General features: G+C 72.5%; 21 protein-coding genes. 11 read left to right on the forward strand and 10 right to left on the reverse strand.

Annotated features, from left to right (window positions below; all coding sequences use genetic code 11):
• The first annotated feature begins 162 nt into the window (after positions 1 to 162).
• Positions 163 to 2280 carry a molybdopterin oxidoreductase family protein gene (locus tag ACWIF2_RS33100; protein WP_454364581.1) on the forward strand — a complete coding sequence of 706 codons (2118 nt, stop codon included), beginning with the start codon at positions 163 to 165 and terminating at the stop codon, positions 2278 to 2280.
• Between the two features lie 107 nt (positions 2281 to 2387).
• Here the strand turns inward: ACWIF2_RS33100 and ACWIF2_RS33105 are convergent, their stop codons facing one another.
• From ACWIF2_RS33105 to manD, 5 genes are read right to left on the reverse strand one after another with little or no spacing between them, the layout of a single operon-like run.
• Positions 2388 to 3356, reverse strand: a complete 969-nt coding sequence (locus ACWIF2_RS33105; RefSeq protein ID WP_454364582.1) for a sugar kinase — start codon at positions 3354 to 3356, stop codon at positions 2388 to 2390.
• Positions 3357 to 3402: 46 nt separating this feature from the next.
• Complete coding sequence (locus ACWIF2_RS33110; protein ID WP_454364583.1) at positions 3403 to 4461, reverse strand: L-idonate 5-dehydrogenase; 1059 nt, start codon at positions 4459 to 4461, stop codon at positions 3403 to 3405.
• A complete protein-coding gene (locus ACWIF2_RS33115) occupies positions 4458 to 5852 on the reverse strand; it encodes an MFS transporter (RefSeq protein WP_454364584.1) in 1395 nt (464 codons plus the stop codon). Before ACWIF2_RS33115 ends, ACWIF2_RS33110 begins: the two co-directional genes overlap by 4 nt.
• 43 nt (positions 5853 to 5895) lie before the next feature.
• Positions 5896 to 7260, reverse strand: coding sequence for a mannitol dehydrogenase family protein (locus ACWIF2_RS33120; RefSeq protein ID WP_454364585.1), 1365 nt, complete (start codon positions 7258 to 7260; stop codon positions 5896 to 5898).
• Positions 7261 to 7265: 5 nt separating this feature from the next.
• Positions 7266 to 8474, reverse strand: coding sequence for a D-mannonate dehydratase ManD (gene manD, locus ACWIF2_RS33125; RefSeq protein WP_454364586.1), 1209 nt, complete (start codon positions 8472 to 8474; stop codon positions 7266 to 7268).
• Positions 8475 to 8568: 94 nt separating this feature from the next.
• Here manD and ACWIF2_RS33130 point away from each other — a divergent pair, with 94 nt between their 5' ends.
• A complete protein-coding gene (locus tag ACWIF2_RS33130; protein ID WP_454364587.1) occupies positions 8569 to 9279 on the forward strand; it encodes a GntR family transcriptional regulator in 711 nt (236 codons plus the stop codon).
• Positions 9280 to 9371: 92 nt separating this feature from the next.
• On the opposite strand, the gene ACWIF2_RS33135 is transcribed toward ACWIF2_RS33130, so the two are convergent.
• Positions 9372 to 11018 carry a M4 family metallopeptidase gene (locus ACWIF2_RS33135; RefSeq protein WP_454364588.1) on the reverse strand — a complete coding sequence of 549 codons (1647 nt, stop codon included), beginning with the start codon at positions 11016 to 11018 and terminating at the stop codon, positions 9372 to 9374.
• A 139-nt stretch (positions 11019 to 11157) separates the two neighbouring features.
• Here ACWIF2_RS33135 and ACWIF2_RS33140 point away from each other — a divergent pair, with 139 nt between their 5' ends.
• Positions 11158 to 11568 carry a gamma-glutamylcyclotransferase family protein gene (locus ACWIF2_RS33140; RefSeq protein WP_454364589.1) on the forward strand — a complete coding sequence of 137 codons (411 nt, stop codon included), beginning with the start codon at positions 11158 to 11160 and terminating at the stop codon, positions 11566 to 11568.
• 572 nt (positions 11569 to 12140) lie between these two features.
• Here the strand turns inward: ACWIF2_RS33140 and ACWIF2_RS33145 are convergent.
• Entirely contained in the window at positions 12141 to 12758 is a 618-nt protein-coding gene (locus ACWIF2_RS33145) for an NADPH-dependent FMN reductase (RefSeq protein WP_454364590.1), read from the reverse strand.
• A gap of 273 nt (positions 12759 to 13031) precedes the next feature.
• On the opposite strand from ACWIF2_RS33145, the gene ACWIF2_RS33150 reads away from it, so the two are divergent.
• Positions 13032 to 13550, forward strand: a complete 519-nt coding sequence (locus tag ACWIF2_RS33150; protein ID WP_454364591.1) for a hypothetical protein — start codon at positions 13032 to 13034, stop codon at positions 13548 to 13550.
• A 137-nt stretch (positions 13551 to 13687) separates the two neighbouring features.
• The gene (locus ACWIF2_RS33155; RefSeq protein WP_454364592.1) at positions 13688 to 14392 is read left to right on the forward strand and encodes a class F sortase; all 705 of its coding nucleotides are present in this window, start codon (positions 13688 to 13690) and stop codon (positions 14390 to 14392) included.
• On the opposite strand, the gene ACWIF2_RS33160 is transcribed toward ACWIF2_RS33155, so the two are convergent.
• Positions 14330 to 14722, reverse strand: coding sequence for a winged helix-turn-helix transcriptional regulator (locus ACWIF2_RS33160; protein ID WP_454364593.1), 393 nt, complete (start codon positions 14720 to 14722; stop codon positions 14330 to 14332). The two genes, ACWIF2_RS33155 and ACWIF2_RS33160, sit on opposite strands and share 63 nt — an antisense overlap.
• A 104-nt stretch (positions 14723 to 14826) precedes the next feature.
• Between ACWIF2_RS33160 and ACWIF2_RS33165 the strand changes: the two genes are divergently transcribed.
• On the forward strand, positions 14827 to 15759 hold the full coding sequence (locus ACWIF2_RS33165; protein ID WP_454364594.1) for an NAD(P)-dependent oxidoreductase: 933 nt from the start codon (positions 14827 to 14829) through the stop codon (positions 15757 to 15759).
• 86 nt (positions 15760 to 15845) lie between these two features.
• On the opposite strand, the gene ACWIF2_RS33170 is transcribed toward ACWIF2_RS33165, so the two are convergent.
• On the reverse strand, positions 15846 to 16628 hold the full coding sequence (locus ACWIF2_RS33170) for a sulfite exporter TauE/SafE family protein (protein WP_454364595.1): 783 nt from the start codon (positions 16626 to 16628) through the stop codon (positions 15846 to 15848).
• Positions 16629 to 16789: 161 nt separating this feature from the next.
• Between ACWIF2_RS33170 and ACWIF2_RS33175 the strand changes: the two genes are divergently transcribed.
• From ACWIF2_RS33175 to ACWIF2_RS33190, 4 genes are all read left to right on the forward strand, one after another.
• Positions 16790 to 18007 (forward strand): NAD(P)/FAD-dependent oxidoreductase, encoded by a 1218-nt coding sequence (locus ACWIF2_RS33175; protein WP_454364596.1) that lies wholly within the window; start codon positions 16790 to 16792, stop codon positions 18005 to 18007.
• Entirely contained in the window at positions 18007 to 20619 is a 2613-nt protein-coding gene (gene nirB, locus ACWIF2_RS33180) for a nitrite reductase large subunit NirB (protein ID WP_454364597.1), read from the forward strand. The genes ACWIF2_RS33175 and nirB overlap by 1 nt, the downstream gene beginning before the upstream one ends.
• Positions 20616 to 20966: a nitrite reductase small subunit NirD gene (nirD, locus tag ACWIF2_RS33185; RefSeq protein WP_454364598.1), complete on the forward strand. Its 351-nt coding sequence runs from the start codon at positions 20616 to 20618 to the stop codon at positions 20964 to 20966. Before nirB ends, nirD begins: the two co-directional genes overlap by 4 nt.
• Positions 20967 to 21080: 114 nt before the next feature.
• Positions 21081 to 22031: an SMP-30/gluconolactonase/LRE family protein gene (locus ACWIF2_RS33190; protein WP_454364599.1), complete on the forward strand. Its 951-nt coding sequence runs from the start codon at positions 21081 to 21083 to the stop codon at positions 22029 to 22031.
• On the opposite strand, the gene ACWIF2_RS33195 is transcribed toward ACWIF2_RS33190, so the two are convergent.
• On the reverse strand, positions 22006 to 23214 hold the full coding sequence (locus tag ACWIF2_RS33195) for a helix-turn-helix domain-containing protein (RefSeq protein WP_454364600.1): 1209 nt from the start codon (positions 23212 to 23214) through the stop codon (positions 22006 to 22008). The two genes, ACWIF2_RS33190 and ACWIF2_RS33195, sit on opposite strands and share 26 nt — an antisense overlap.
• A gap of 235 nt (positions 23215 to 23449) precedes the next feature.
• Here ACWIF2_RS33195 and ACWIF2_RS33200 point away from each other — a divergent pair, with 235 nt between their 5' ends.
• The gene (locus ACWIF2_RS33200) at positions 23450 to 23878 is read left to right on the forward strand and encodes a peptidase inhibitor family I36 protein (RefSeq protein WP_454364601.1); all 429 of its coding nucleotides are present in this window, start codon (positions 23450 to 23452) and stop codon (positions 23876 to 23878) included.
• The last annotated feature ends 46 nt before the right edge of the window (positions 23879 to 23924 follow it).

Genomic DNA, 23924 nt, shown 5'->3' on the forward strand with positions numbered 1-23924 from the left:
CGGGTGGGAGCGCGGCCGGCGCGCTCCCACCCCCGATCCGTACGTCACCCCCTGGGCGGGGCCGTGCCTCACGCGGGCCGGGCGGTGGCGGGGAGGTCCCCGTCCCGGCCGTGTAACAGGGGACCGTGCCGCGCGTAACACGGCCGAAGCACGCTGAACGGTATGCAGAACACCGCCACGCCCACGCACTGCCCGTACTGCGCCCTGCAGTGCGGGATGAACCTGACGCCCACGCCGGACGGGACCGTCGAGGTGAGCGAGCGCGCGGACTTCCCGGTGAACCGGGGCGCGCTGTGCGGCAAGGGCCGTACGGCACCCGCGGTGCTGGCCTCGGGCGTCCGTCTTACCTCGCCCCTGGTGCGGTCCGGGGGCGAGCTGGTGCCCGCCTCCTGGGACGAGGCGCTGGACCGGATCGCCGCGGGGCTGCGAAGGACGCGCGCCGAGCACGGGCCGGACGGGGTCGGGGTGTTCGGCGGAGGCGGTCTGACGAACGAGAAGGCGTACACGCTCGGCAAGTTCGCGCGGGTCGTGCTCGGCACGTCCCAGATCGACTACAACGGCCGCTTCTGCATGTCGTCGGCGGCCGCCGCCGGCATCAAGGCGTTCGGTCTCGACCGGGGGCTGCCGTTCCCGCTGGAGGACATCCCGAAGACCGGCTGTGTGATCCTCGTCGGGTCGAACCTCGCGGAGACCATGCCGCCGTCGCTCCGGTTCTTCAACGAGCTGCGGGAGAACGGCGGCACGCTGATCGTGATCGACCCGCGCCGCACGAAGACCGCCGAGCAGGCGGATCTGCACCTGGCGCCCCGGCCGGGCACGGACCTGGCGCTGGCGCTGGGCCTGCTGCACCTGGTGATCGCCGAGGGGCGGGTGGACGAGGAGTACGTCCAGGAGCGCACGGCGGGCTGGGAGGACGCGCGGGCCGCCGCGATGGCGCACTGGCCGGAGTACGTGGAGCGGATCACGGGGGTGTCCGTTCCCGAACTGCGGGAGACCGTACGGCTGTTCTGCGAGCCGGAGTCGGCGATGGTGCTCACCGCGCGCGGGCCCGAGCAGCAGTCCAAGGGCACGGACACGGTGGGCGCGTGGATCAACCTGTGCCTGGCGACCGGCCGGGCGGGCCGTCCGCTGTCCGGGTACGGCTGTCTGACCGGGCAGGGCAACGGGCAGGGCGGACGCGAACACGGGCAGAAGGCCGACCAGTTGCCGGGCTACCGCAAGCTCGACGATCCGGCGGCACGGCGGCATGTCGCCGAGGTGTGGGGTGTCGACCCGGAGTCGCTGCCGGGCCCGGGGCGCAGTGCGTACGAACTGCTGGACGCGCTGGGCACGGACATCAAATCCCTGCTGCTGATGGCGTCCAACCCGGTGGTGTCGGCGCCGCGTGCCGCGCACATCGAGGAGCGCATCAGGTCGCTGGACTTCCTGGCCGTGTGCGACGTGGTGCTGTCGGAGACGGCAGAGCTGGCGGACGTGGTCCTGCCGGTCACGCAGTGGGCGGAGGAGACGGGCACGACGACCAACCTCGAGGGCCGGGTCCTGCTCCGCCGCCGGGCGATCACCCCGCCCGAGGGCATCCGCAGCGACCTGGAGGTCCTCCACGAACTGTCCGCCCGGCTGGGCGTGGAGAAGGGCTTCCCGACCGACCCCGAGGAGGTCTTCGAGGAACTCCGCCGAGCGAGCGCGGGCGGCCCGGCGGACTACTCGGGGATCACGTATCGCCGGCTGGTGGAGGAGGACGGGGTGTTCTGGCCTTGTCCGGGTGCTGCGGAGGCGGTGGGGCCGGAGGCCGCGGGTGACACCACAGCCGTGGCGCACCCCGGCACCCCCCGCCTCTTCCTCGACCGTTTCGCCACTCCCGACGGACGTGCCCGGTTCGTTCCGGTCTCGCATAGGGCGACCGCCGAGGAGCCGGATGACGAGTACCCCGTGCTGCTGACCACCGGGCGGGTCGTGGCGCAGTATCAGTCCGGGGCGCAGACGCGGCGTGTGGCGGAGCTGAACGCCGCGGCGCCCGGGCCGTTCGTGGAGTTGCATCCGCGGCTGGCGGCGCGGCTCGGGGCGGCCGAGGGGGATCCGGTCGCCGTCGTGTCGCGGCGGGGGCGGGCCGTGGCGCCCGCGAGGATCACGAACGCCATCCGCCCCGACACCGTGTTCATGCCCTTCCACTGGCCGGGCGAGGGCCGCGCCAACACCCTCACCAACCCCGCGCTCGACCCGACCTCCCGGATGCCGGAGTTCAAGGCGTGTGCGGTGCGGTTGGAGACGGTGCGGGGCTGAGTGGCCGGGGTCAGCGCCGGGTCGGGGCCAGGGCCTCGCCGAGGTCGGGGATGTCGTCCCGGCTACGGAGCGCTGTCGCCGCCGTCAGATGGCCGAGGCGGCCGGGATCAGCGCCAGGTCGGGGCCAGGGCCTCGCCGAGGTCGGGAATGTCGTCCCGGCTGCGGAGCGCTGTCGCCGCCGTCAGGTGGCCGAGGCGCAGCCGGGACTCCTCGTCGGCGTCCCGCAGGACCCCGGACAGATATCCGGCGGCGAAGGCGTCGCCCGCGCCGACCGGTTCCACGACCTCGACGGCGAGGGCGGGCGCGAAGGTGGCCTCACCCGCCGCGTACGAGGTGGCGCCGTGCTCTGCGTCCTTGACGACGATGAGCGGGGCCGGGGCGAGCAGGCCCGCGATGTCGTCGGGGTGGGCCGTGCCCCACAGGGCCTCGGCCTCGTCACGCCCGACGAACACCAGGTCCGCGGCACGGGCCAGGTCCCGCAGCGCCGGTGCCGCGTCGGCGGTCCGCCCGCTCCAGAGGGCGGGGCGGTGGTTGACGTCGAAGGAGACGAGCGGCCTGGGCCCCGCCGATTCCCACGGCGTGCGGTGTACGACGATCTCCTCCAGGAGACGCGCGCAACTGCCGGACAGCGCCGCGGTGATGCCCGACACGTGCACGATCCGCGGCCCCCGCAACCCGGGCGCGCCGGCCAGCTCCGGTCCCATGTGGGCCGCGGCCGATCCGCTTCGGTAGTACAGGGGCCGGGTGGCGTCCGGGCCCGGGTCCTTGAAGTACACGCCGGTCGGATGCGCCGGGTCGACGGCGACGGCGCCCACCTCGACGCCCCGGGCCGCGAGTTCGGAGCGGATGCGCCGCCCGAACGCGTCGTCGCCCACCCGGCTCAGCCAGGCTGCGCGATGCCCGAGCGCGGCCAGCCCGCAGGCCACATTGGACTCGGCGCCGCCGACGGAGAGACGGAGCGCGGACTGGTCGGCGAGCGGCCGGTCGTCCGGCGGGCTGAGCACGGCCATGGTCTCGCCGAGACACACGACGTCCGCCGGCACGTGCTCGGGGGATACGGCGGTCGGGTGGGGCACGGAGTTCTCCTACGGGAACGGGAAACCTGGGACTACGGGCGTGCTGTCAGGGGACGGCCGGCGCTCCCCCGCCGAGCCGCAGCATCACCTTGCTGCTCGCGCTCGCCGGGTCCGCCGCGACCGTGAGGGCCCGCTCGGCCTGTTCCAGGGGGAAGCGGTGGCTGATGACGGGTGAGACGTCCAGGCCGTCGCGCAGGGCGGTCAGGGCGTCGTCGATCTCGTCGACGAAACGGTAGGAGCCGATCCAGGTGATCTCCCGGGTGACCAGGTCGCCCAGGACGGCGGGCTCGGCCGTGCCCGGCAGGTTCCCGACCTGTACGAGGGTGCCGCCCCGGGCCGTGGCCCGCAGGACCGCCCCCAGCGCGGCCGGTGCGCCGGACGCCTCGAAGACGACGTCGATGTCCTGCGGCAGTTCCTCGCCCCGCGAGACGTCGACCGTCGCGTCGGCGCCCATGCGACGGGCCACGGCGAGCGACGCGGAGGACAGGTCGGCGGCGAACACCGTACCGGCGCCGCGGTATTTCGCCGCCGCGACGACCAGCGAGCCGATCGGACCGGCCCCGTTGACCAGGACCGTACGGCCGCGCAGCGCCGGAACCCGGCCCACGGCGTGCAGGGCGACCGCCAGCGGCTCGGCGAGGGCGCCCGACTCGGTGTCCACGCCCTCGGGCAGCGGCCGGACCTGGGCCGCGGGGACCGTACGGAACTCGCTGAACCCGCCGTCGGTGTGCGGGGTGAGGGCCGCCGAGCCGAAGTAGCGGACCCGCTCGTGGAGGTTGGTGCGCCCGGCGAGCCGCTCGGAGGGCTCGCCGACGAGCTGGGCGGGGTGGACGGTGACGGGCTGTCCCTCCGACAGGCCGGTCACCCCGGAGCCCAGCGCCGCGACCCGGCCGGCGAACTCATGGCCCAGGACCAGCGGGTGGGCGAGGGCGGCGGTACCGCTGGCGCCCTTCTTCCAGTACGCGACGTCGGAGCCGCAGATGCCGCCCCACTCCAGGGCGAGCAGCACCTCGTCCCGCGCGGGCTCGGGCCGGGGCCGCTCGTCGATCCTGACGTCACCGGCGCCGTGCACGACGACGGCCTTCATGGCGGTGACAGTGGTCATGCGGCGTCCTCCAGGCGGACCAGGTCGCGGCCGCGCGTCTCGGGCGAGAGCAGCGCGCTGACGAGGGTGATGAGGGAGTAGACGACGAGCATCGCCGCGATGGGCCACCAGCTTCCGGTGGCGGCGGTGAGGCTCGCCGCGAGGACCGGACCGATCGCGGTGGCGAGAACGCCGCCGATCTCCTTGGCCAGCGCGAGCTGGGTGAACCGGGTGCGGGAGCCGAAGAGTTCGGCCATGGTCACGCTCTCCAGCGCGAACAGTCCGAGGACGCCGAGGTTCAGGCCCAGAACCATGCCGAGCATGAGGGCGGGCGTGCTGCCCGAGGTGATCAGCATCATGAGCGGGAAGGCCGCCAGGGCCGTGAGCGAGGTGAGCGCCAGATACATCCGGCGGCGCCCGAAGCGGTCGCCGAGCATGCCGATGGCCGGCACCGTGAGGAAGCCCAGCAGCGACCCGTACACGATGGCGTCGGTGGGTACGGAGCGTTCGGCCGAGAGTTCGGTGGCGATGTAGCCGACGAGGAACGTCTGGATCAGCCCGGAGTTGCCGGCCTGCCCGAAGCGCAGCCCGAGCGCCAGGAAGAACGCCTTGCCCTTGCGCTGCTTCAGGCCCGCCTCCAGCAGCCCGGCGTCGTCGTCCGCCCCCTTCGTGACGGCCGTCTCCACCTCGCGCCGGCTCATCGCGACGCCGTCCACGACGTCGGGCCGCTCCTCGAAGACCGGGCTCTCCTTGAGGTTGCGCCGCAGCCACACCGCGAACAGCAGCAGTCCGAAGCTCAGCAGGAAGGGCAGCCGCCAGCCCCAGGACAGCAGTTGCTCCTCGCTGAGCACGGCGAGCAGCACGGCCCACAGCCCGGAGGCGGCCAGCGTCCCCGAGTTGGTGCCCAGCGACACCAGCGAGGCGACCAGACCGCGTTGCTTCGTGGGGGCGTACTCGGCGAGCATCACCGTCGCGCCCGCGATCTCCGCACCCGCGCCGAAGCCCTGGGCGAGCCGCAGGACGACGAGCAGGACGGGCGCCATGATGCCGATGGTCGCGTAGGTGGGCAGGAGGCCGATGAGGGTGGTTGAGGCGCCCATCAGCAGGATGGTGATCGTCAGGACCTTCTTGCGGCCGAGCCGGTCGCCCATTCTCCCGAAGTAGACCGCGCCGGCGAGCCGGGCGACGTAGCCGACGCCGTAGGTGGCCATCGCGGCGATGAGGCCGATGGCGGGGCTGACGTCCGGGAAGAAGATCTTGTTGAAGACGATCGCGGCCGCCAGCGAGTAGAGCTGGAAGTCCATGAACTCCATGGCCGTGCCCAGCCAGCCGGAGACGGCGGCCTTGGTCAGGTCACGGGTGGTGCGTCGCACGCCGCCGGCCTGCTCGGCCGTGGTCGTGGTGTCCTTCATCGTGAACTCCGTTGTTCGTGAGCGGGGACGATCCTGTGGGTGCCTAGAGGTCCACGTGTCCGGCGCGCAGGGCCGGAAGATGCCGTACGACGGCGGTGACGAGCCCGGAGTCGCCCGCGAGGTCGGACGCGCCGACGGTGGTGAGGAGCGCGCGGACGACGGCCGTGTCGTCCGCTCCGGTGCGCCAGCAGGCGGTGAGGGCGTCCCGGGCGGGGTCCGGGATGTCGTGGTCCCGGGTGAGGTGCACCCAGCCGGCCAGGGCGAGTTCGAGGACCGTGGTGGCCTTACCGCGCTCGCGCAGGGCGCGCAGGGCCGGCAGCCAGCGTTCGGTGATCTTGAGCGAGCCGTCCGAGGCGATCTGCCGCAGCAGGTGGCGCATGGCCGGGTTGCGGAAGCGGGCGACCAGGTCGTCGGCGTACCGGCCGGGGTCCGGGCCGCCGTGCGGCAGGGTGGGCGCGACCTCGGCGCACAGGGACCTGACCAGCCGCTCGCCCCAGCCGTCGGCCATCGTGTCGGCGACGGTAGTGCGGCCCGCGGCGATCCCGAGGTAGGCGAGGGCCGAGTGCGAGCCGTTGAGCAGCCGCAGCTTGGTGAGCTGGTAGGGGGCGACATCGGGCACGAGGAGGGCGCCGTCCAGCTCCCATGGGGGACGCGGGGCGGTGAAGCGGTCCTCCAGGACCCACTGCCGATACGGTTCACCGCTCACGGGCAGGGCGTCGTGGACGCCCAGCGCGGTGGCCGTCGCCGTGAGGTCTCCGGGGGCGGTGGCGGGGACGATCCGGTCCACCACGGTGGCGGGGAAGGCCACCTGCCGGTCGAGCAGGTCCAGGAGCTGATCCCGGTCGCGCCCGCCCGCGGCGCGCACGGCGTCCTGGACCGCGGTCCGCAGCACGGCGCCGTTGTCCGCCATGTTGTCGCAGGACACGACGCTGATCGGCGCGGCTCCGGAGCGCATCCGCGCGGCCAGCCCGGCGGCGAGGCGCCCGACCACCGTGTCCGGGCCGGCGGCCCGGTAGCCCTTCTCCGTGATCGTCAGCGTCACCACCGTCACCTCGGGGTCGGTGAGCAGGGCGTCGACGGCCGCCCCGTCCCGCCCGAGCGCGTACGCGCCGGTCAGCGCGCCGACGACCCGGGGGACGCCGTCCTCGTCACATCGCTCGGTCACCGAGTACAGGCAGTCCTGGGCGCGCAGGGCGTCGACGGTCGCCGTCGACCGGGGGGCGACGGCGGCGATGCCCCAGGGCTCGCCGGAGTGCGCGACGGCGTTCTCGGTGTAGAGGGCCTGGTGGGCCCGGTGGAAGGCGCCGGTGCCGAAGTGGACGACGCGGGTGCGCAGTCCGGCGGGGTCGACACGAGGGCGCGAGGTGGTCGGGAGGGCGCCGAGCGCTGCGCGGTTCAGCTGCCGCACGCCGCTCACCAGTCGTGCACCGAGCCGTCGAGACGGCGGGCGACCGGGAGATAGCGCCGCTGGTACGGGAAGCGCTCGGCGGCCTTCTCGTCGTACTCGACCCCGAGGCCCGGCTCGTCCGAGGGGTGCAGCATGCCGTCGGCGAAGGTGACGCCCGTGCGGAACACCTCGGCGGCCTCGTCGGGGTGGCCCATGTGCTCCTGGATGCCGAAGTTCGGCACGGTGATGTCGAGGTGCACGGCCGCGGCCATGCTGACCGGGGAGAGGTCGGTGGCGCCGTGCGAGCCGGTGCGTACGTGGTAGAGCGCGGCGAGGTCGAAGATCCGGCGGAGGTGGGTGATTCCGCCCGCGTGGACCACGGTGGTGCGCACGTAGTCGATGAGCTGCTCGGTGATGAGGTGCTGGACGTCCCAGATCGAGTTGAACACCTCGCCGACGGCGATCGGTGTCGTGGTGTGCTGCCGTATGAGCCGGAACGCCTCCTGGTTCTCGGCCGGGGTGGGGTCCTCCATCCAGAACAGCCGGCAGGCCTCGACGCTCTTGCCGAAGCGGGCCGCCTCGATCGGGGTCAGCCGGTGGTGCACGTCGTGCAGGAGGTGGAAGCCGAAGCCGAAGCGCTCCCGTACGGCCTCCAGGTACGTCGGCGCGAAGCCGAGGTAGGCCTCGGTGTCCCAGGGCTGCTCGTCGGGCAGATCGGTCGCGGCCGGTTCGTAGACCTTGCCCTTGCGGACGCCGTAGGTGCCGCCGACGTCCGGGACGGCCGCCTGGGCGCGTACGGCCTTGTAGCCGAGCTCCAGATAGCGCTCTACGTCGTCGAGGAGGGAGGGCACGTCCGTGCCGCTGGCGTGCGAGTAGACCAGGACGCCGTCCCGGGAGCGGCCGCCGAGCAGCTCGTACACGGGGAGCCCGGCGGTCTTGCCCTTGATGTCCCACAGGGCCGTGTCGACGGCGGCGATGGCCGTCATGGTGACCGGGCCGCGCCGCCAGTAGGCGCCCTTGTAGAGGTACTGCCAGGTGTCCTCGATGCGCGCCGGGTCGCGGCCGATCAGCAGCGGGGCGAGGTGGTCGCGCAGATAGCTCGCCACGGCCAGCTCGCGCCCGTTGAGCGTGGCGTCGCCGAGGCCGGTCACGCCGTCCGAGGTGGTGACGCGCAGGGTGACGAATGTGCGGCCCGGGGAGGCGACGAAGACCTCGACGCGCTCGATGGTGCTCACTGAGGGGCTCTCCTTCCCTGTCGTGCAGTGCTTGTATACAAGCACCTGTCGCACAGGGGAGCAATACCCTCGCTTCAATACGTAGGATGTGCACATGGCCCAGACGAACCGGCGGACCAGCCGGCGCTCCATCTACCTGAAGCTGCGTCAGATGGTGCTGACCCTCGAACTCCCCCCGGGCGCCGCGCTGTCGGAGAACGAGCTGGCCGCGTCCCTGGGCGTGAGCCGCACCCCGGTACGGGAGAGCCTGATCCTGCTGGCCCAGGACGGGCTGGTGCAGATCTTCCCCAAGATCGGGTCCTTCGTGTCCCGGGTGGACCCGGCACAGGTCGCGGACGCGCAGTTCCTGCGGGAGGCCGTCGAACTGGCCTCGCTGGACGCCCTGCCGTCCGAGCTGGACGCGTCGGTCGTGGCGGAACTGCGGGACAACCTCGCCCGGCAGCAGCGCACACCCCTGGGCCTGGAGGAGTTCTTCGAGCTGGACGAGGCCTTCCACCACGGCCTGATGCGGCTGGGCGGCCACGGCAACGTGTGGACCACGGTCGCCGCGGCCAAGGGCCATCTGGACCGGGCCCGCCGGCTGGGCCTGCACGAGAACGTCTCACCCGCGGTCTTCGCCGACCAGCACCGGGAGATCTTCGACGCGGTCGTCGGCGGCGACCTCGCACTGGCCCGCGCGGCCATGCGTACGCATCTGCGCGCCGTCTTCAGCGACATCGAGCGCATCCGGGCCCACTCACCCGAGCTCTTCGCGACCGGCTCCTCGTCCGTGCCGGTGCGGCGCAATGTAGTGGTCTGGGAGTAGTGGAGCGGGATGCCCCGAGACAGGGCTCGGTGGTGTCCGCACCCGAACTGCGGACACCACCGAGGGCCGAAGGGGCCGGGTCGTTAGGGGCCTCAGCCCACGTCGACCGCGCTCCAGGCGGCGGCGACGGCCTTCTGCTCCGTGCTGCCGCTGCCGTAGAGGTCCTTCGCGGCGTTCAGCGTCGCCTTGCGGGCGGCGGCGTAGTCGGTCGAGGAGGTCATGTAGACCGTCAGGGCGCGGTACCAGATCTTGCCCAGCTTGGCCTTGCCGATGCCCTTGACCGTGACGCCGTCGCAGGTCGGGGAGGAGTGGCTGACGCCGTTGATCGTCTTGGCGCCGCTGCCCTCCGCGAGCAGGTACGCGAAGTGGTTGCCGACGCCCGAGGAGTAGTGCACGTCGAGGTCGGCGACCTTGTCGCTCCAGCAGTCGGCGGACTTGCCGTCCTTCGACGGCTTGTCCATGCGGCGCAGGGCCTCCCGGCCGAGCCCGGAGCGGACGACCTTCTCGCCGATGAGCCAGTCACCGGGGTCCTTGGCGTTGTTCGCGTGGAACTCCACCAGCGTGCCGAAGATGTCCGAGGTGGCCTCGTTCAGTCCGCCGGACTCGCCCGAGTACGTCAGCGCCGCCGTCTTCGAGGTGACGCCGTGGGACATCTCGTGCCCGGCCACGTCCAGCGACACCAGCGGACCGAGCTGCTTGCCGTCGCCGTCGCCGTACGTCATGCAGAAGCAGTTGTCGTCCCAGAAGGCGTTGTTGTAGTTCTTGCCGTAGTGGACGCGGTTGAAGGAGCCCTTGCCGTCGCCGGCTATGCCGCTGCGGCCGTGGACGTTCTTGTAGTAGTCCCAGGTGACGTCCGTGCCGTACTGCGCGTCCACCGCCACCGTGGCGCGGTCGGAGGTCGCGCCCGTGGCCCAGTGGTTGTCCGCGTCGGTGAAGAGCGTCGCGGGGGCGCGGGTCACGCAGACCGTGAGCAGGCACTTGTCCGTCTTGTTCTCCGCGTCGCCGGTGTACGTGCCGCCGCGCGTCGCGTCCTTCAGCCGGTACGACGACCCGGACTTCGTCGTCTCCAGCGGAACCGTGCCGCCGTAGAGGGACTTGCCGTCGCCCGACACCGTCTCCATGGTGTCCCAGGCGTCTATTCGGTCGCCGGTCGTCGCGTCGGTCAGCACCGTGCGCCCTACGGGGTTGCCGACCTCGTCGTGCGCGACCGCGTCGGTCTGCCAGGCCAGCTTCGGGGCGCCGTGCAGGGCGTCGACGACCAGGCGCGGCTTGGCGGTCAGCTTCTTCAGGGTCTCGCCGAGGTGTGCGGCGCGCAGCAGGCTCGCGGCCAGGTCGGCGGCCTTCGGGGCGGTCACCTTGGGGGTGACACTGGCTATGGAGAGTGCGGACTTCGTCGCGCGGTTCGCGCCGCGGTACGTGCCGTCCGGGTTCAGGTGGAGCACGAAGTCGCCGCCGAGGACCGGGAGTCGGTGGTAGGTGCGGTCGTAGCGGACGTGCTGGGTACCGTCCTCGTCGACGACCACGTCCCGGACCTTCGTCTCCTGGTCCGCTCCCAGGCCCAGTTCCGCGGCCCGGTCGGCGAGGACCGTCTCCGCGCTCTCGATCGCGTCGGACCGGGTCGGCCGTTCGTCCGCCTGGGCGGTGGGGGAAAGTACGGCGGCTACCAGGGCGCCGATGCCGGTGGCGGCCACGCCTGCGGTGGCGAGACGGGAACCTCGGACGGGACGTATCCGACTCATCGGTCTCCTCATACGGGCGCACCCGGTCGCGTGGGGTCGACCGGGGGCGGCGTTGATGTTGACCGCGAGTTAATTCGGCCCGGACCTGGCATGTCCATAGGCCCGTTGTGCAGGTGTGTGAGGGTGCAGAATCGTTCCTGTGACCCTCCCTTTCTTCGTCTACGGCACGCTCCGCCCCGGCGAGGTCAATCACGACCTCTTCCTGCGGGGCCGCACCCGCTCCGAGGCCCCGGGGCGCCTCGCGGACACGGTCCTGTACGCCGGCCCCGGCTACCCCTACGCCGTCGAGGAACCGGGTGGCGGCACGGTGAACGGCGAGCTGGTCACCGCACTGCCGGAGTTCTACGAGGCGCTGCTCGAAGAGCTGGACCGGCTGGAGGACTACGTACCGGGCGATCCGCGCAGCCTGTACGAGCGCGTCGAGCGCAAGGTCGTGAGGGACGCGGACGGGGCGACGGTCCGAGCCTGGGTGTATGTCGCCGGCCCGGCTGTGGCCGCGCGGCTTCGGGGCGGGGGGAAGCGGATCCTGGGCGGGGATTGGCGGGGGTAGGGGTGTGGGTGTGGATGGATGCCGGGGCGGGTGCGCTCCTTCGTAGCTGATTGCGTGAAGCGCGGGGTCCAGAGGTAAGGGTGCCTGGTGGGGCGTGACCGCAGGTCCGGGGTCAGTAGCGGGCTAGTGCGGGGGCGCCGACCGGCGGGCCGCGTACGGGTACGGGTACGGGCACGGTCCCCGAGACGGGATGAGGCCACGATGCCCCGGGCCGGCATCGGCCTGGTACTCGGCGGTGCGGGCACCGAAGCGAGTCCCGGCCACGCCACCCGAGGCCGGTGGCCACGCGCGCGGCGCTCACCGGCAAGGCCGGGGACACGGACGGACCCCGAGGCCGGTCGGAACCATGGCGCGCTCCCTCAGCAGCCGGGCGGACGCCGATGGCTGGGCGGCCGCTCAGCTGGGTCTGCCGGGTCTGCCGGACCGCGAACGCCGATGACCGGACGACCGGACAGCCGGGCCTACCGCACAGCGGAACAGCCGGACCGCCGGACAGCGGGGCAGCCGGGCGGCCGGGCAGCCGGGCAGCCGGGCAGCCGGAGAGCAGGTCAGCCCGTCAGCCCGTCAGCCCGTCAGCCCCCGTACGGTCGGGTCTCCCTCGCGTCGCGCAACGTCTCGCCCCACCACACCAGTTGGTCCAGCATGGTCTTCGCGGCGGCGTCCGGGGCCGTGGGGTCGCGCAGGGTGCCCTCGTCGTCGAAGGACGCGCCCGCGTTGTGGAAGGAGACGGTGTCGCGGACCGTCACGGCGTGGAGTTCGGCGAAGACCTGGCGGAGGTGCTCCACCGCGCGCAGGCCGCCGGACAGTCCGCCGTAGGAGACGAGGGCGACCGGCTTGGCCCGCCACTCGGCGAAGTGCCAGTCGACGAGGTTCTTCAGGCCCGCCGGGTAGGAGTGGTTGTACTCGGGGGTGAGGACGACGAAGGCGTCCGCGCGGGCCAGTTTCGGGGTGATGCCGGAGAGGGCGGCGGTCGCCCTGGGGGTCGGTTCGAAGGACATCGGCAACTCGGTCTCGGCGACGTCCACGACCTCGGCGACCAGGTCGTCCCGGTCCCGGAGATGACCGAGGAGCCAGTCGGCCACGACGGGACCGAAGCGGCCGTGTCGGTTGCTGCCGACGACGAGGGTCACCCGGAGGGGCTCGGTCGTGGGCCGGACAGGGGTGGGTGCGTGCGTAGCGGCTGAGTTCATACGGGACAGACTCGTACCTCAACTTTTGTTGAGGTCAAGCCCGAATGTGCCCCCTGTCCGGGTCACCCGTTCACACGCGCTCGTCGGGCTTTTCCGGCACCCACCCTCGGCAGCACCCTTGACCTGCCGAAACACCCTCCGGCAGGCCATCGGGGCCAGCACCCCCGACACCCATTCACCCCAATTCTGACACCCCCTCAGAAAGCGCGGTCGCCGCGCTGCCCGTTACCTCGGAAGGGCAGGTGCACGAACGAACCGCTCGAAGGAGCACCGATGCGACGTACCGCCAGGCCGCTGGCCGGCACCGCGCTCGCCGTCGCCGCCGCGGCCCTCGCCGCCGCCCCCGCGCACGGCGCCGCCGGTGGTCTGGAGGTATCCCCCTCCTCGGTGGTCCCGGGCGGACAGGTCACCGTGCGCACGGCGGCCTGCGGCGACGGCGGCACGGCGACGGGTGACGCCAGCGCGGTCGGGGCCGGTTCCCTCAGCCTGGCACCGGGCCCGGACGACCAGGACGCGACCGGGCGGTTCAGGGTGCCGCCGAGCGCGCAGCCGGGGACGTACGAGATCACCGCGACGTGCACCGGCAGCGGCCGGGTGGTCACGGGGGACCTGGTGGTCACGCTGACGGCCGTACGCCAGCAGGTCCATCCCAGGGGGAGTGTGAAGACGGGGGTCGGCGGCACCCTGGGCCCCGATCCCGTGCAGACCGCGGCCGGTGTGGCGGCCCTCGCCGTCGCCGCCGCGGGCGGTACCTGGCTCCTGCATCGCCGGGCGAGAGGCGACGGGATCTGACGGACACCCTCCGCTGTCCGTCGCCGGTACCGCATGTCCCCTCCCCCTCCGGGTCCGACGCCCCTCGCGGCCCGGAGGGGGGTACGGGGCCCGCAGGGCTCCTGGAACGCAGAGGGCAGATCAGGAAAGGGCCGGCCATGCGCAGATTCCCCAGGTACGGCAACACGTTCGGCAACCCGGCCAACGCCGCCATGGCGGCCGTCACGGTGTTCGCCCTGTGCTCCGGCGCGTGGCTGCTGCGCAACGGCGCCGAGACACACGCCCCGCCCCAGCCCTCCCTGGCACAGGCCCGCGCAGGCCAGGACGGGCAGGACGGCCAGGACGGGCAGGAGGTCCGGGCCGGACAGGCCGGCCGGGCCGGTGAGCGGCATGCCGCGCCCGCGCTGCCGCCCTCGCCGCCCGACCGCATCCGCATCCCGGCGATCCGGGTGAACGCGCCCCTGACCGGGCTCGGCCTGACGAAGACCGGCAGCCTGGACGCACCGCCCGCCACGCGTGGGAACCTCGCCGGCTGGTACGAGGCCGGCACCACTCCCGGCGAACGGGGCACCGCGATCGTGGCAGGACATGTCGACAACGCCGACGGCCCCGCCGTCTTCTACGGCCTGGGCGCCCTGACCAAGGGCAGCACGATCGAGGTGGACCGGCGCGACGGCACGGTCGCCGTGTTCACCGTGGACGCCGTCGAGGCGTACGCGGCGAAGGACTTCCCCGACGAGAAGGTCTACGGCCCCGCCCGCCGCCCCGAGCTGCGGGTCATCACCTGCGGCGGGGGCTACTCACGGGCCACCGGCTATCAGGGCAACGTGGTCGTCTTCGCGCACCTGACCGGGAGCCGGTGACCCGCCCAGGATGTTGGCCCTCCCCCAGGCTCCGAGAGGTTCCAAGGCCTCGTTCAGGGACAGGCCCCGCGGCGTCAGTGAGTACTCCACGCGGGGCGGCACCTCGTCGTACGCCTCGCGGTGCACCAGGCCGTCGGCCTCCATCTCCCGCAGCTGCGAGGCGAGCACCTTCTCGGTGACGCCCGGCAGCTCCCTGCGCAGCTCGCCGAAGCGGCAGGGCCGTTCGTTCAGCGCCCAGAGGATGAGCACCTTCCACTTGCCGCCGATCACGTCCATCGCGGCGTCGATCCCGCAGATGTACGCACCCGGCCGCCGCACCGTCGTCCCCATGCCCGAGCCCCTTCCCCTGCTGCCTGCATGCTTCCCCCGAGGTAACCACCCACTTCCAAGTACGTACTTGAGCAGGCCATTCCCTTGCGACGACCCTAAACGCCATGACTGACAACGCCGATGTTCCCCGCACGCCCCTCACCCTCCTCGGCGCCGGCGCGATGGGCACCGCCCTCGCCCGTGCCTGGCTCGCCGCCGGCCACCCGGTGACCGTCTGGAACCGCACCCCCGCCCGCGCCGAAGCCCTGGCCGCCGAGGGCGCGGCCGTGGCAGCGACGGCCGCCGAGGCGGTGGCCGCGAACCGCCTTGTGATCGCCTGCCTGCTCGACGACGCCTCCGTGGGCGAAGCCCTGGAAGGGGCCGATCTGGCGGGGCGCGACCTGGTGAACCTCACTACGGGCACCCCGGCCCAGGGCCGCACCCGCGCCGCCTGGGCCGACGCCCGGGGCGCCCGATTCCTGGACGGCGGGATCATGGCCGTACCGCCGATGATCGGGGCCGCCGACTCCGGCGGCTACGTCTTCTACAGCGGCTCCCCCGAGCTGTTCGAGGAACACCGGGACACCCTCGCCGTCCCGGCCGGCACCCGCTTCGTCGGGGCCGACCCGGGCTTCGCCGCGCTGTACGACGTGGCGCTGCTGAGCGCGATGAGCGGCATGTTCGCGGGCATCACACACGCCTTCGCGCTGATCCGCCCGGAGGACATCGCACCGAAGGACTTCGCGCCGCTGCTCATGGACTGGCTGACCGCGATGGCCCCGGCCGTGCACCAGACCGCCGACCAGCTGGAGAGCGGCGACTACACCAGGAACGTCGTCTCCAACCTCGCCATGCAGGTCGCGGGCAACACCACACTGCTGCGCACGGCCGAGGAACAGCGGGTCAGCCCGGAGCTGCTGACCCCGTACATGGCCCTGATGGAGCGGCGCCTCGCCCTGGGGCACGGCGACGAGGACGGGACGGGGATCGTCGAACTGCTCGCTCAGGACACCCCCGGCACCCGCTTGAACAGCCGCCCCGCGAGGTCGAATGAGTGACGCGCGTGCCGCGATGTGCCGTCGTTCGCCCGCGGCACCGTCGTGGCCGGTCGCGCAGTTCCCCGCGCCCCCTAGGGCGCTGCCCATCAGGCCAGCCACTGCTCGTACGCCAGGTTCGCCACCAGGGCGAAGACCACCGTCAGCAGGACGATGCGGACGAAGCCGCTGCCCTTCTTCAGGGCGGTGTGGGCGCCCAGGGTGCCGCCGGCCAGGTTGAAGACGGCCATCAGGGCGGCGAGTTGCCACAGGACCGCGCCCTGCCAGGCGAAGGTGGCGAGGGCGCCCGCGTTGGTGCAGCAGTTGACGATCTTGGCGGTCGCGGAGGCGGCGACCAGGTCGAGGTGGAGGACCGCGGTCAGGGCGAGGACCAGGAAGGTGCCTGTGCCGGGGCCGATGAGGCCGTCGTAGAAGCCGATGCCGAGGCCCGCGAGGCCGATCGCCGCGAGGATCCGGCGGCGGGTGGCCGGGCCGGTCGCGGGGGCCGTGCCGAAGGCGGGCCGCAGGATCACGAAGGCCGCGACCGCGAGCAGTACCACCATGATCACCGGCTTGAGGACGTCGGTGCTCATCCCGGCCGCGAAGAAGGCCCCGGCGGAGGAGCCGGCGAGGGCGGCGAGACCGATGCGGACCGCGGTTCGGACATCCACCGGGGCCTTGCGGGCGTAGGTCACCGCCGCGCCCGTCGTGCCGACGATGGCGACCGCCTTGTTGGTGCCGAGCGCGTGCGCGGCGGGCGTGTGTGAGGGCAGGCCCAGGAGCAGCACCGGCAACAGGAGCAGCCCGCCGCCGCCGACCACGGCGTCGATCCATCCGGCGGCGAGCGCCGCCAGGCACAGCAGAACGATCATGGTCAGCGATATGTCGGGCATGATCGAGACCCTATGCGAGGCCCGTGCGCGCCCCTCACAGCCCGCCCTCGCCGCAGTTCAGGAACCCTCACATCCGCCCCCCGCTCCCGCTGAGGGCAGCGTTCCCCGTGGGAAACAGATGTGATGCTGCCGGGTAACACCGGCACCGCACGCTCGAAGACATGACCTCGAATGAGCGTGTGGTGGTGATCGGCACCGGCCTCGCGGGCGTACGGCTCGCCCGGCGGCTCGGTGAGCTCGGCACGCCCGCGCTGCTGATCGGCGAGGAGGAGCACCGGCCCTACAACCGGGTGCTGCTCGCCGAGGTGCTGGCCGGACGGTACAGCCCCGAGGTGATCGCCCTGCCGGCGCCCGCGGAACTGACCCGCGGCCGGGTCACGGGTATCGACCGTGACGCGCGGACCGTCGCGTGCGCGGACGGTTCGGTGATCGCATACGACCGGCTGGTGCTGGCCACCGGCTCCAACCCCGTACTGCCGCCGCTGCGCGGGCTGTTCACCGAGGACCACCAACTGCCCGAGGGCGTGCACGCCTTCCGGACCATGGACGACTGCCTGGGTCTTTCCAAGGCGGTCCGGCCGGGGGCGAAGGCCGTCGTCATCGGCGGCGGGCTCCTCGGGGTCTCCGCGGCCCGCGCGCTCGCCCTGCGCGGCGCCCAGGTCGTGCTCGCCCAGCAGTCCGAGCGACTCATGGAGCGCCAGCTCGACCCGGCCGCGTCGAAGCTCGTCAAGCGGCATCTGACCGACCTGGGCGTCGAGGTGCACACCGAGTGCCGCGTACGGGACGTGCGCTGTGTCGGCGGTGCCGTCCGCTCGGTGGAGATGGCCGACGGGTACGCGCTCGACGCCGACCTGGTGGTCGTCGCCTGCGGTGTGCACCCGCGTGTGGGTCTCGCGCAGGCCGCCGGGCTCGACGTCCGCAAGGGCGTGGTCGTCGACGACGAGCTGCGCACCTCCGACCCGTACATCCACGCCGTGGGCGACTGCGCCCAGCACGACGGTGTGCTCTACGGCCTCGCCACCCCGGCGCTCGAACAGGCCGACGCGCTCGCCGAGTTGCTGGCCGGTGACGAGACCGCCCGCTACACCGGCACGCGTTCGCTGACCCGGCTCACGCTCACGGGGCACGACAGCCCCTTCGACCTCGCCGCGTTCGGCGAGACCGAGGCCCTTCCGGGCGACGACGTCGTCCAGCTCGCCGACGCCACCCGCGGCACCTACCGCAAGGTCGTCGTCCGCGACGACCGCCTGGTCGGCGGGGTTCTCGTCGGCGAACTCGGCACCGTCGGCGCGCTCGCCCGCGCCTGGGAGGGAGCAGAGCCGCTCCCCTCCGACGGCGGCCCGCTGCTCCACCTGCTCACCAACGACGGAGGCTCCTGATGACCGCCACCCCGGAGGCCACGGAGGCCACCCCCACGATCGTGCTCGTCGGCCACGGCATGGTCGGCCAGCGCTTCCTCGAGGCGCTCGCCGAGCGCGGCCTGACCGCCACGCATCGCGTGGTCGTGCTCTGCGAGGAGCCGCGTCCGGCGTACGACCGGGTGCAGCTCACCTCGTACTTCGCGGGCAGGACGCCCGAGGACCTGTCCATGACGGACATGGAGTTCATCAAGGACCACGGCATCGAGCTGCACGTGGGCGACCCGGCCGAGACCGTCGACCGGGAGGCCCGCAGGGTCACCGCCCGCTCCGGTCTCGTCGTCGACTACGACGTGCTGGTCCTGGCCACCGGCTCCTACCCGTTCGTGCCGCCGGTCCCGGGCAAGGACGCCGAGGGCTGTTTCGTCTACCGCACGATCGAGGATCTGCTCGCGATCGAGGAGTACGCGAAGAACGCCCAGGTGGGTGCCGTGGTCGGCGGCGGGCTGCTCGGGCTCGAGGCGGCCGGTGCCCTCAAGGGGCTCGGACTGACCTCCCACATCGTGGAGTTCGCGCCGCGTCTGATGCCGGTGCAGGTCGACGAGGGCGGCGGCGCGGCCCTGCTGCGCACCATCGAGGAGATGGGCCTGAGCGTCCACACGGGCGTGGGCACACAGGAGGTCGTGGTCGGCGAGGACGGCGCCGTGACCGGCATGAAGCTGTCCGACGGCTCCGAACTCGCCACCGACCTGGTGGTGTTCTCCGCCGGTGTCCGCCCCCGCGACCAGCTGGCCCGCGACTGCGGTCTGACGGTCGGCGAGCGCGGCGGCATCACGGTCGACGAGCAGTGCCGCACGGTGAACGACCCGCACGTGTTCGCGATCGGCGAGTGCGCCCTGGCCTCCGACGGCCGGGTGTACGGCCTGGTGGCGCCCGGTTACGAGCAGGCGGAGACGGCGGCGGCCACCATCGCGGCCGACGAGGCCTCCTTCACCGGTGCCGACCTCTCCACCAAGCTGAAGCTGCTCGGCGTCGACGTGGCGTCCTTCGGTGACGCGCACGGCACCGCCGAGGACTGCCTGGACGTCGTCTACTCCGACTCCCGCTCCGGCCTGTACAAGAAGCTGGTCATCGGCCGCGACGGCACTCTGCTCGGCGGCATCCTGGTCGGCGACGCGGAGGCGTACGGCACGCTGAAGGCCTTCACCGGCTCGGTCCCGCCGGTCTCCCCCGAGTCGCTCGTGCTGCCCGCGGGGGCCGGGGAGTCCGTCCAGCTCGGCCCGTCCGCGCTGCCGGACGACGCGATCGTCTGCTCCTGCCACAACGTCTCCAAGGGCACGATCCGCGGCGCGGTCACCGACCACCAGTGCACGACCGTGCCCGAGGTGAAGAAGTGCACCAAGGCCGGCACCGGCTGCGGCTCCTGCGTCAAGGTCCTCGGCCAGCTCGTCAACGCCGAGCTGGAGGCCAGCGGCATCGAGGTCGACAAGGGCCTGTGCGGCTGCTTCGGGCAGACCCGCGAGGAGCTCTACGAGATCGTCCACGCCCTGCGCATCAACACCTACCAGGACCTGCTGGACAAGCACGGCCGCGAGGAGGCCCGGGGCGGTGACGGCTGCGAGATCTGCAAGCCGGCCGTCGGCTCGATCATCGCCTCCCTCGCCCCGGCGATCGGCGCGAGCGGCTACGTCCTCGACGGCGAGCAGGCCTCCCTCCAGGACACCAACGACCACTTCCTGGCCAACCTGCAGAAGAACGGCTCCTACTCGGTCGTGCCGCGCATCCCCGGCGGCGAGATCGCCCCGGAGAAGCTGATCGTCATCGGCGAGATCGCCCGCGACTTCGGCCTCTACACGAAGATCACCGGCGGTCAGCGGATCGACATGTTCGGCGCCCGCGTCGAGCAGCTCCCGCTGATCTGGGCCCGCCTGGTCGACGCCGGCTTCGAGTCAGGACACGCCTACGGCAAGTCCCTGCGCACGGTGAAGTCCTGCGTCGGCCAGACCTGGTGCCGCTACGGCGTCCAGGACTCCGTCCGGATGGCGATCGACCTGGAGCTGCGCTACCGGGGGCTCAGGTCGCCGCACAAGCTCAAGTCGGCGGTCTCCGGCTGCCAGCGCGAGTGCGCCGAGGCCCAGTCGAAGGACTTCGGCGTGATCGCCACGGCCAACGGCTGGAACCTCTATGTCGGCGGCAACGGCGGCGCGACCCCGCGCCACGCGGACCTGCTGGCCCAGGACCTGTCCGACGCCGAGCTGATCCGCCTGATCGACCGGTTCCTGATGTTCTACATCCGCACGGCCGACCGTCTGGAGCGCACCTCGACCTGGCTGGAGCGGATCCCCGGCGGCCTCGACCACGTACGGGACGTCGTCGTCCACGACTCGCTCGGCATCTGCGACGAGCTGGAGAAGCTGATGCGGGCGCATGTCGCGCACTACCGCGACGAGTGGGCCGAGACCATCAACGACCCCGAGAAGCTCGCCCGGTTCGTGTCCTTCGTGAACGCGCCGGACACCCCGGACCCGGTCGTCGCCTTCGTGCCCGAGCGCGACCAGATGAAGCCCGACCTGCCGCTGCTGTCCATCGGTATGCGACCCGCCGACGTTCTGGAAGGAAGCGCCCAGCGATGACCCTGGCACCCGAGACCACCGAGCTGAAGATCGAACTCGCCCTGGACGGCGACTGGTTCACGGTCTGCGACCTGAGCACGCTGCTCCCGGGCCGCGGGGTGGCGGCCCTGCTGCCCGACGGCCACCAGGCCGCGATCTTCCGCGACCGCTCCGGCGAGCTGTTCGCCATCGACAACCGCGACCCCTTCACCGGCGCGGCCGTCCTCTCCCGCGGCCTGACGGGCACCCACCAGGGCCGCCCGTTCGTCGCCTCGCCCCTGCTGAAGCAGCGCTTCGACCTGGCGACCGGGCAGTGCCTGGACGACGAGGAGGTACGGGTCACGGCGTACAAGGTGCGCACGGCGTAGGAGCGCCGGGCTTCTGTCGGGTTCCTGTCGAGTTCGCCAACCGGGAGCGGTGCACGGGGTGTTTCGCGTTTCATCGAGGCACACCCCCACCTTCCCTCCCACGGAGGCGCGATCATGACCCGGAACCACTTCCAGCCGTCCCGCCGGGCCGTCCTCGGCGGGGCCGTCGCCGCGCTCGTGGCCGCCGGTACGGGCACGGCACAGGCCTCGCCCGGGGCTTCGGCGCAGGGCTCGGCCTGGCCGAGCGAGTTCCCGCTGCCCGACGGGTGGCTCCCCGAGGGGATCACCATAGGCAGCAGGCCGTACGCGTACATGGGTTCCCGTGCCGACGGCTCGATCTACCGCACCGACCTGCGCACCGGCGAGGGCGGCATCCTCCACCGGGGCGCCACCGGCCTCGCCTCGATCGGCCTGAAGCTGGACCGCGACGGGCTGCTGTACGTGGCGGGCGGCGCCGGAGGGACCGCGAAGGTCGTCGACGCCCGCAGCGGTGAGCTGCTGACCACCTACCAGCTCGCCCGGAACGCCGCGCCCTTCATCAACGACGTCGTCCTGCACCGGGACCGCGCCTGGTTCACCGACTCCCGGGACGCCGTCCTCTACGGCGTCCCGCGCGGCCGCGAGGGCGAGGTCCGCGCTCTCCCGCTCACCGGCGAGTGGGTGCAGGCACCGGCCGGGACCAACAGCGCCAACGGCCTGGTCGCCACCCCCGACGGACGCGGCCTGATCGTCGTCAACGCGGGCCGCTTGTACACCGTCGACATCAGGAACGGTCACGCCACCGAGGTCGCGCTGACGGGCGCGGCCGACGTGACCAACGGCGACGGCCTGGTCCGCCTCGGCCGCACCCTGTACGTCGTCCAGAACCGGCTGAACAAGATCACCGTCTGGGACCTCGACCGGAACGCCACCACGGCCACCCTGCGCGGGACGATCACCGACCCCCGCTTCGACGTCCCCACGACCGCCGCCCGCTTCGGCGACCGCCTCTACCTCGTCAACGCCCGCTTCACCAGCCCGCAGACGCCTCAGACGACGTTCAACGCGGTGTCGGTGTCGCTGTGAGGGAAGTGGCCGGCGTGGCTTCGGCGGCCCGTGCGCAGTGCGGCCAGTCACCGAAGTCGCGGTCCTCGCTCCACAGCCGTCTGGCCGCCTGGATGTTCCACTCCGGGTCCAGGGCCTGACGCGGGGTACCGCCCAGTTCGCGCAGCCTGGCGTCGGAGATCTGGAACAGGCCCCAGTTCCGGGTGCCGTTGGTGTTGGGCAGGATGTGCAGCGGGTCCAGGAAGGACTGGCAGTCGGCGATGGCCACCGCCTTGTCCGGAACCTCGGGGAACACCTCCCGGACCCGCTGCCGCACCTTCTCCTGCGACCACACGCTCATCCGGACCCGTGAGGCGTACAGCGCCTTCTTGGTGGGTTCCTCGACGACGCCGTTGGGCTGGATCCCGGCCAGCACCTGGAAGGCGGTGACACGGCGCAGGGTCTGCGGCCCGAAGCTGCCGTCGACGCCGATGTCCGCGCCCTTGGCGTGCAGCAGGCGCTGCACCTCCCGTACACACTCGTCGTGCTCGCCCATGGCGATCACGGGTGGGCAGTTGGCCGAGAACAACGGCCGGTCGTCGCCGGAGCCGCGCCCGCCACCGCCACCGCCGGACGGCGTCCGGGCGCCGTACAGCGCCCAGGCGGAGACACTGAGGGCCGCGAGGATCGCGGCGGTGACGACGGAGGTGCGGAGGCGGCGCCTGCGTGAGCGGTCGTGCGGAGTTCGGGGGGCGGAGGCGGGCTGTCCGACTCCGCGCCGGCCGTCGGCGGGCCGGGCCGCGGGGGCCGGTTCGGGGCCGGGCTCCCCGGCGGCGTCACGGGCCGGTTCCCCTTCCCCCTCCCCCTCTCCCTCGGCTTCCGGCTCCGTCTCTTCTTCTTCCGCTTCCTGTCCTGTGTCCTGCTCCGTCTGCGTTCTTGTTTCCGATGTCTCTTCCCCGGCACCGGCCGCCGCGGTTCTCGCCGAGTCCGCCAGGGCCCACAGGCGGTGCAGGGTGCGGAGTTCCTCCGGGGTCGCGCCGCAGACGGTGGCCAGCCGGTGGACGCTGCCGTAGTCCTGGGGCACCGATGTGCCCCGGCAGTAGCGGTGCAGTGTCGAACCGGCGAGGCCGGACTTCCTGGCGAGTGCCTCGTAACTCATCCCGGACCGGCTCTTCAGCGCACGCAACAGCGCGGCGAACCGTTCCGTTTCCGGGCATGCGGACATCGGGTTCCCCCCTCGGATACCCCCACGGACGCTGGTCGGGCGTCTCGGACCGCCACTGTGCCACCAAAGGCGTCCCATGGCCGTCCCAACGGTTCCGGAACGCGCCAGTTGACCGGCGTCACAGTCGTCCCGGCATCCCAGCCGCCCCCGCCGTCCTTGCCCGGCCGGGTCGTGCCTTGCCAGCGTCGGGCCGTCCGAACGACCGGCCCTCCGACCCCTCGAGGAGACCAGGCTCATGCGCCTTTCCGTCCGCAGGAACTCCCGCACCACACCGCTGTTCGCGGTCCTCGCCGTCAGCGCCGCCGCGATCACCACGCTGGCCGTGCCGTCCTCCGCTTCGGCCGCCCCGGCCGCTCCCGCGGCGGTGGACTGCGCGAGTGGGCACATCTGTTTCTGGACCGGCGCCAACTTCACCGGCAGCAAGTGCGCGTGGGACGTGGCCGACCCCGACTGGCAGAGCGGCGCCATCCGGTGTTCCTGGGCAGCCACGACCAATGTGAAGTCGGTGTGGAACGCCGGCACCAGCAGCTCCACCGGTGTCGCCTACTACCGGGGCGCCGACTACAGCGACCGGGTCGGCTGCACCCGGCAGCAGCACGGCGGCAACCTGGCCGGTACGTACAAGGTCCGCTCGCACCGGTGGATCAGCGGCAGCTGCGGCTGACGCACCCGGGGACCCGTACGCGGTGGCGTGCACGCCTGCTCCGGCG

Source organism: Streptomyces sp. NPDC055506 (assembly GCF_053643595.1).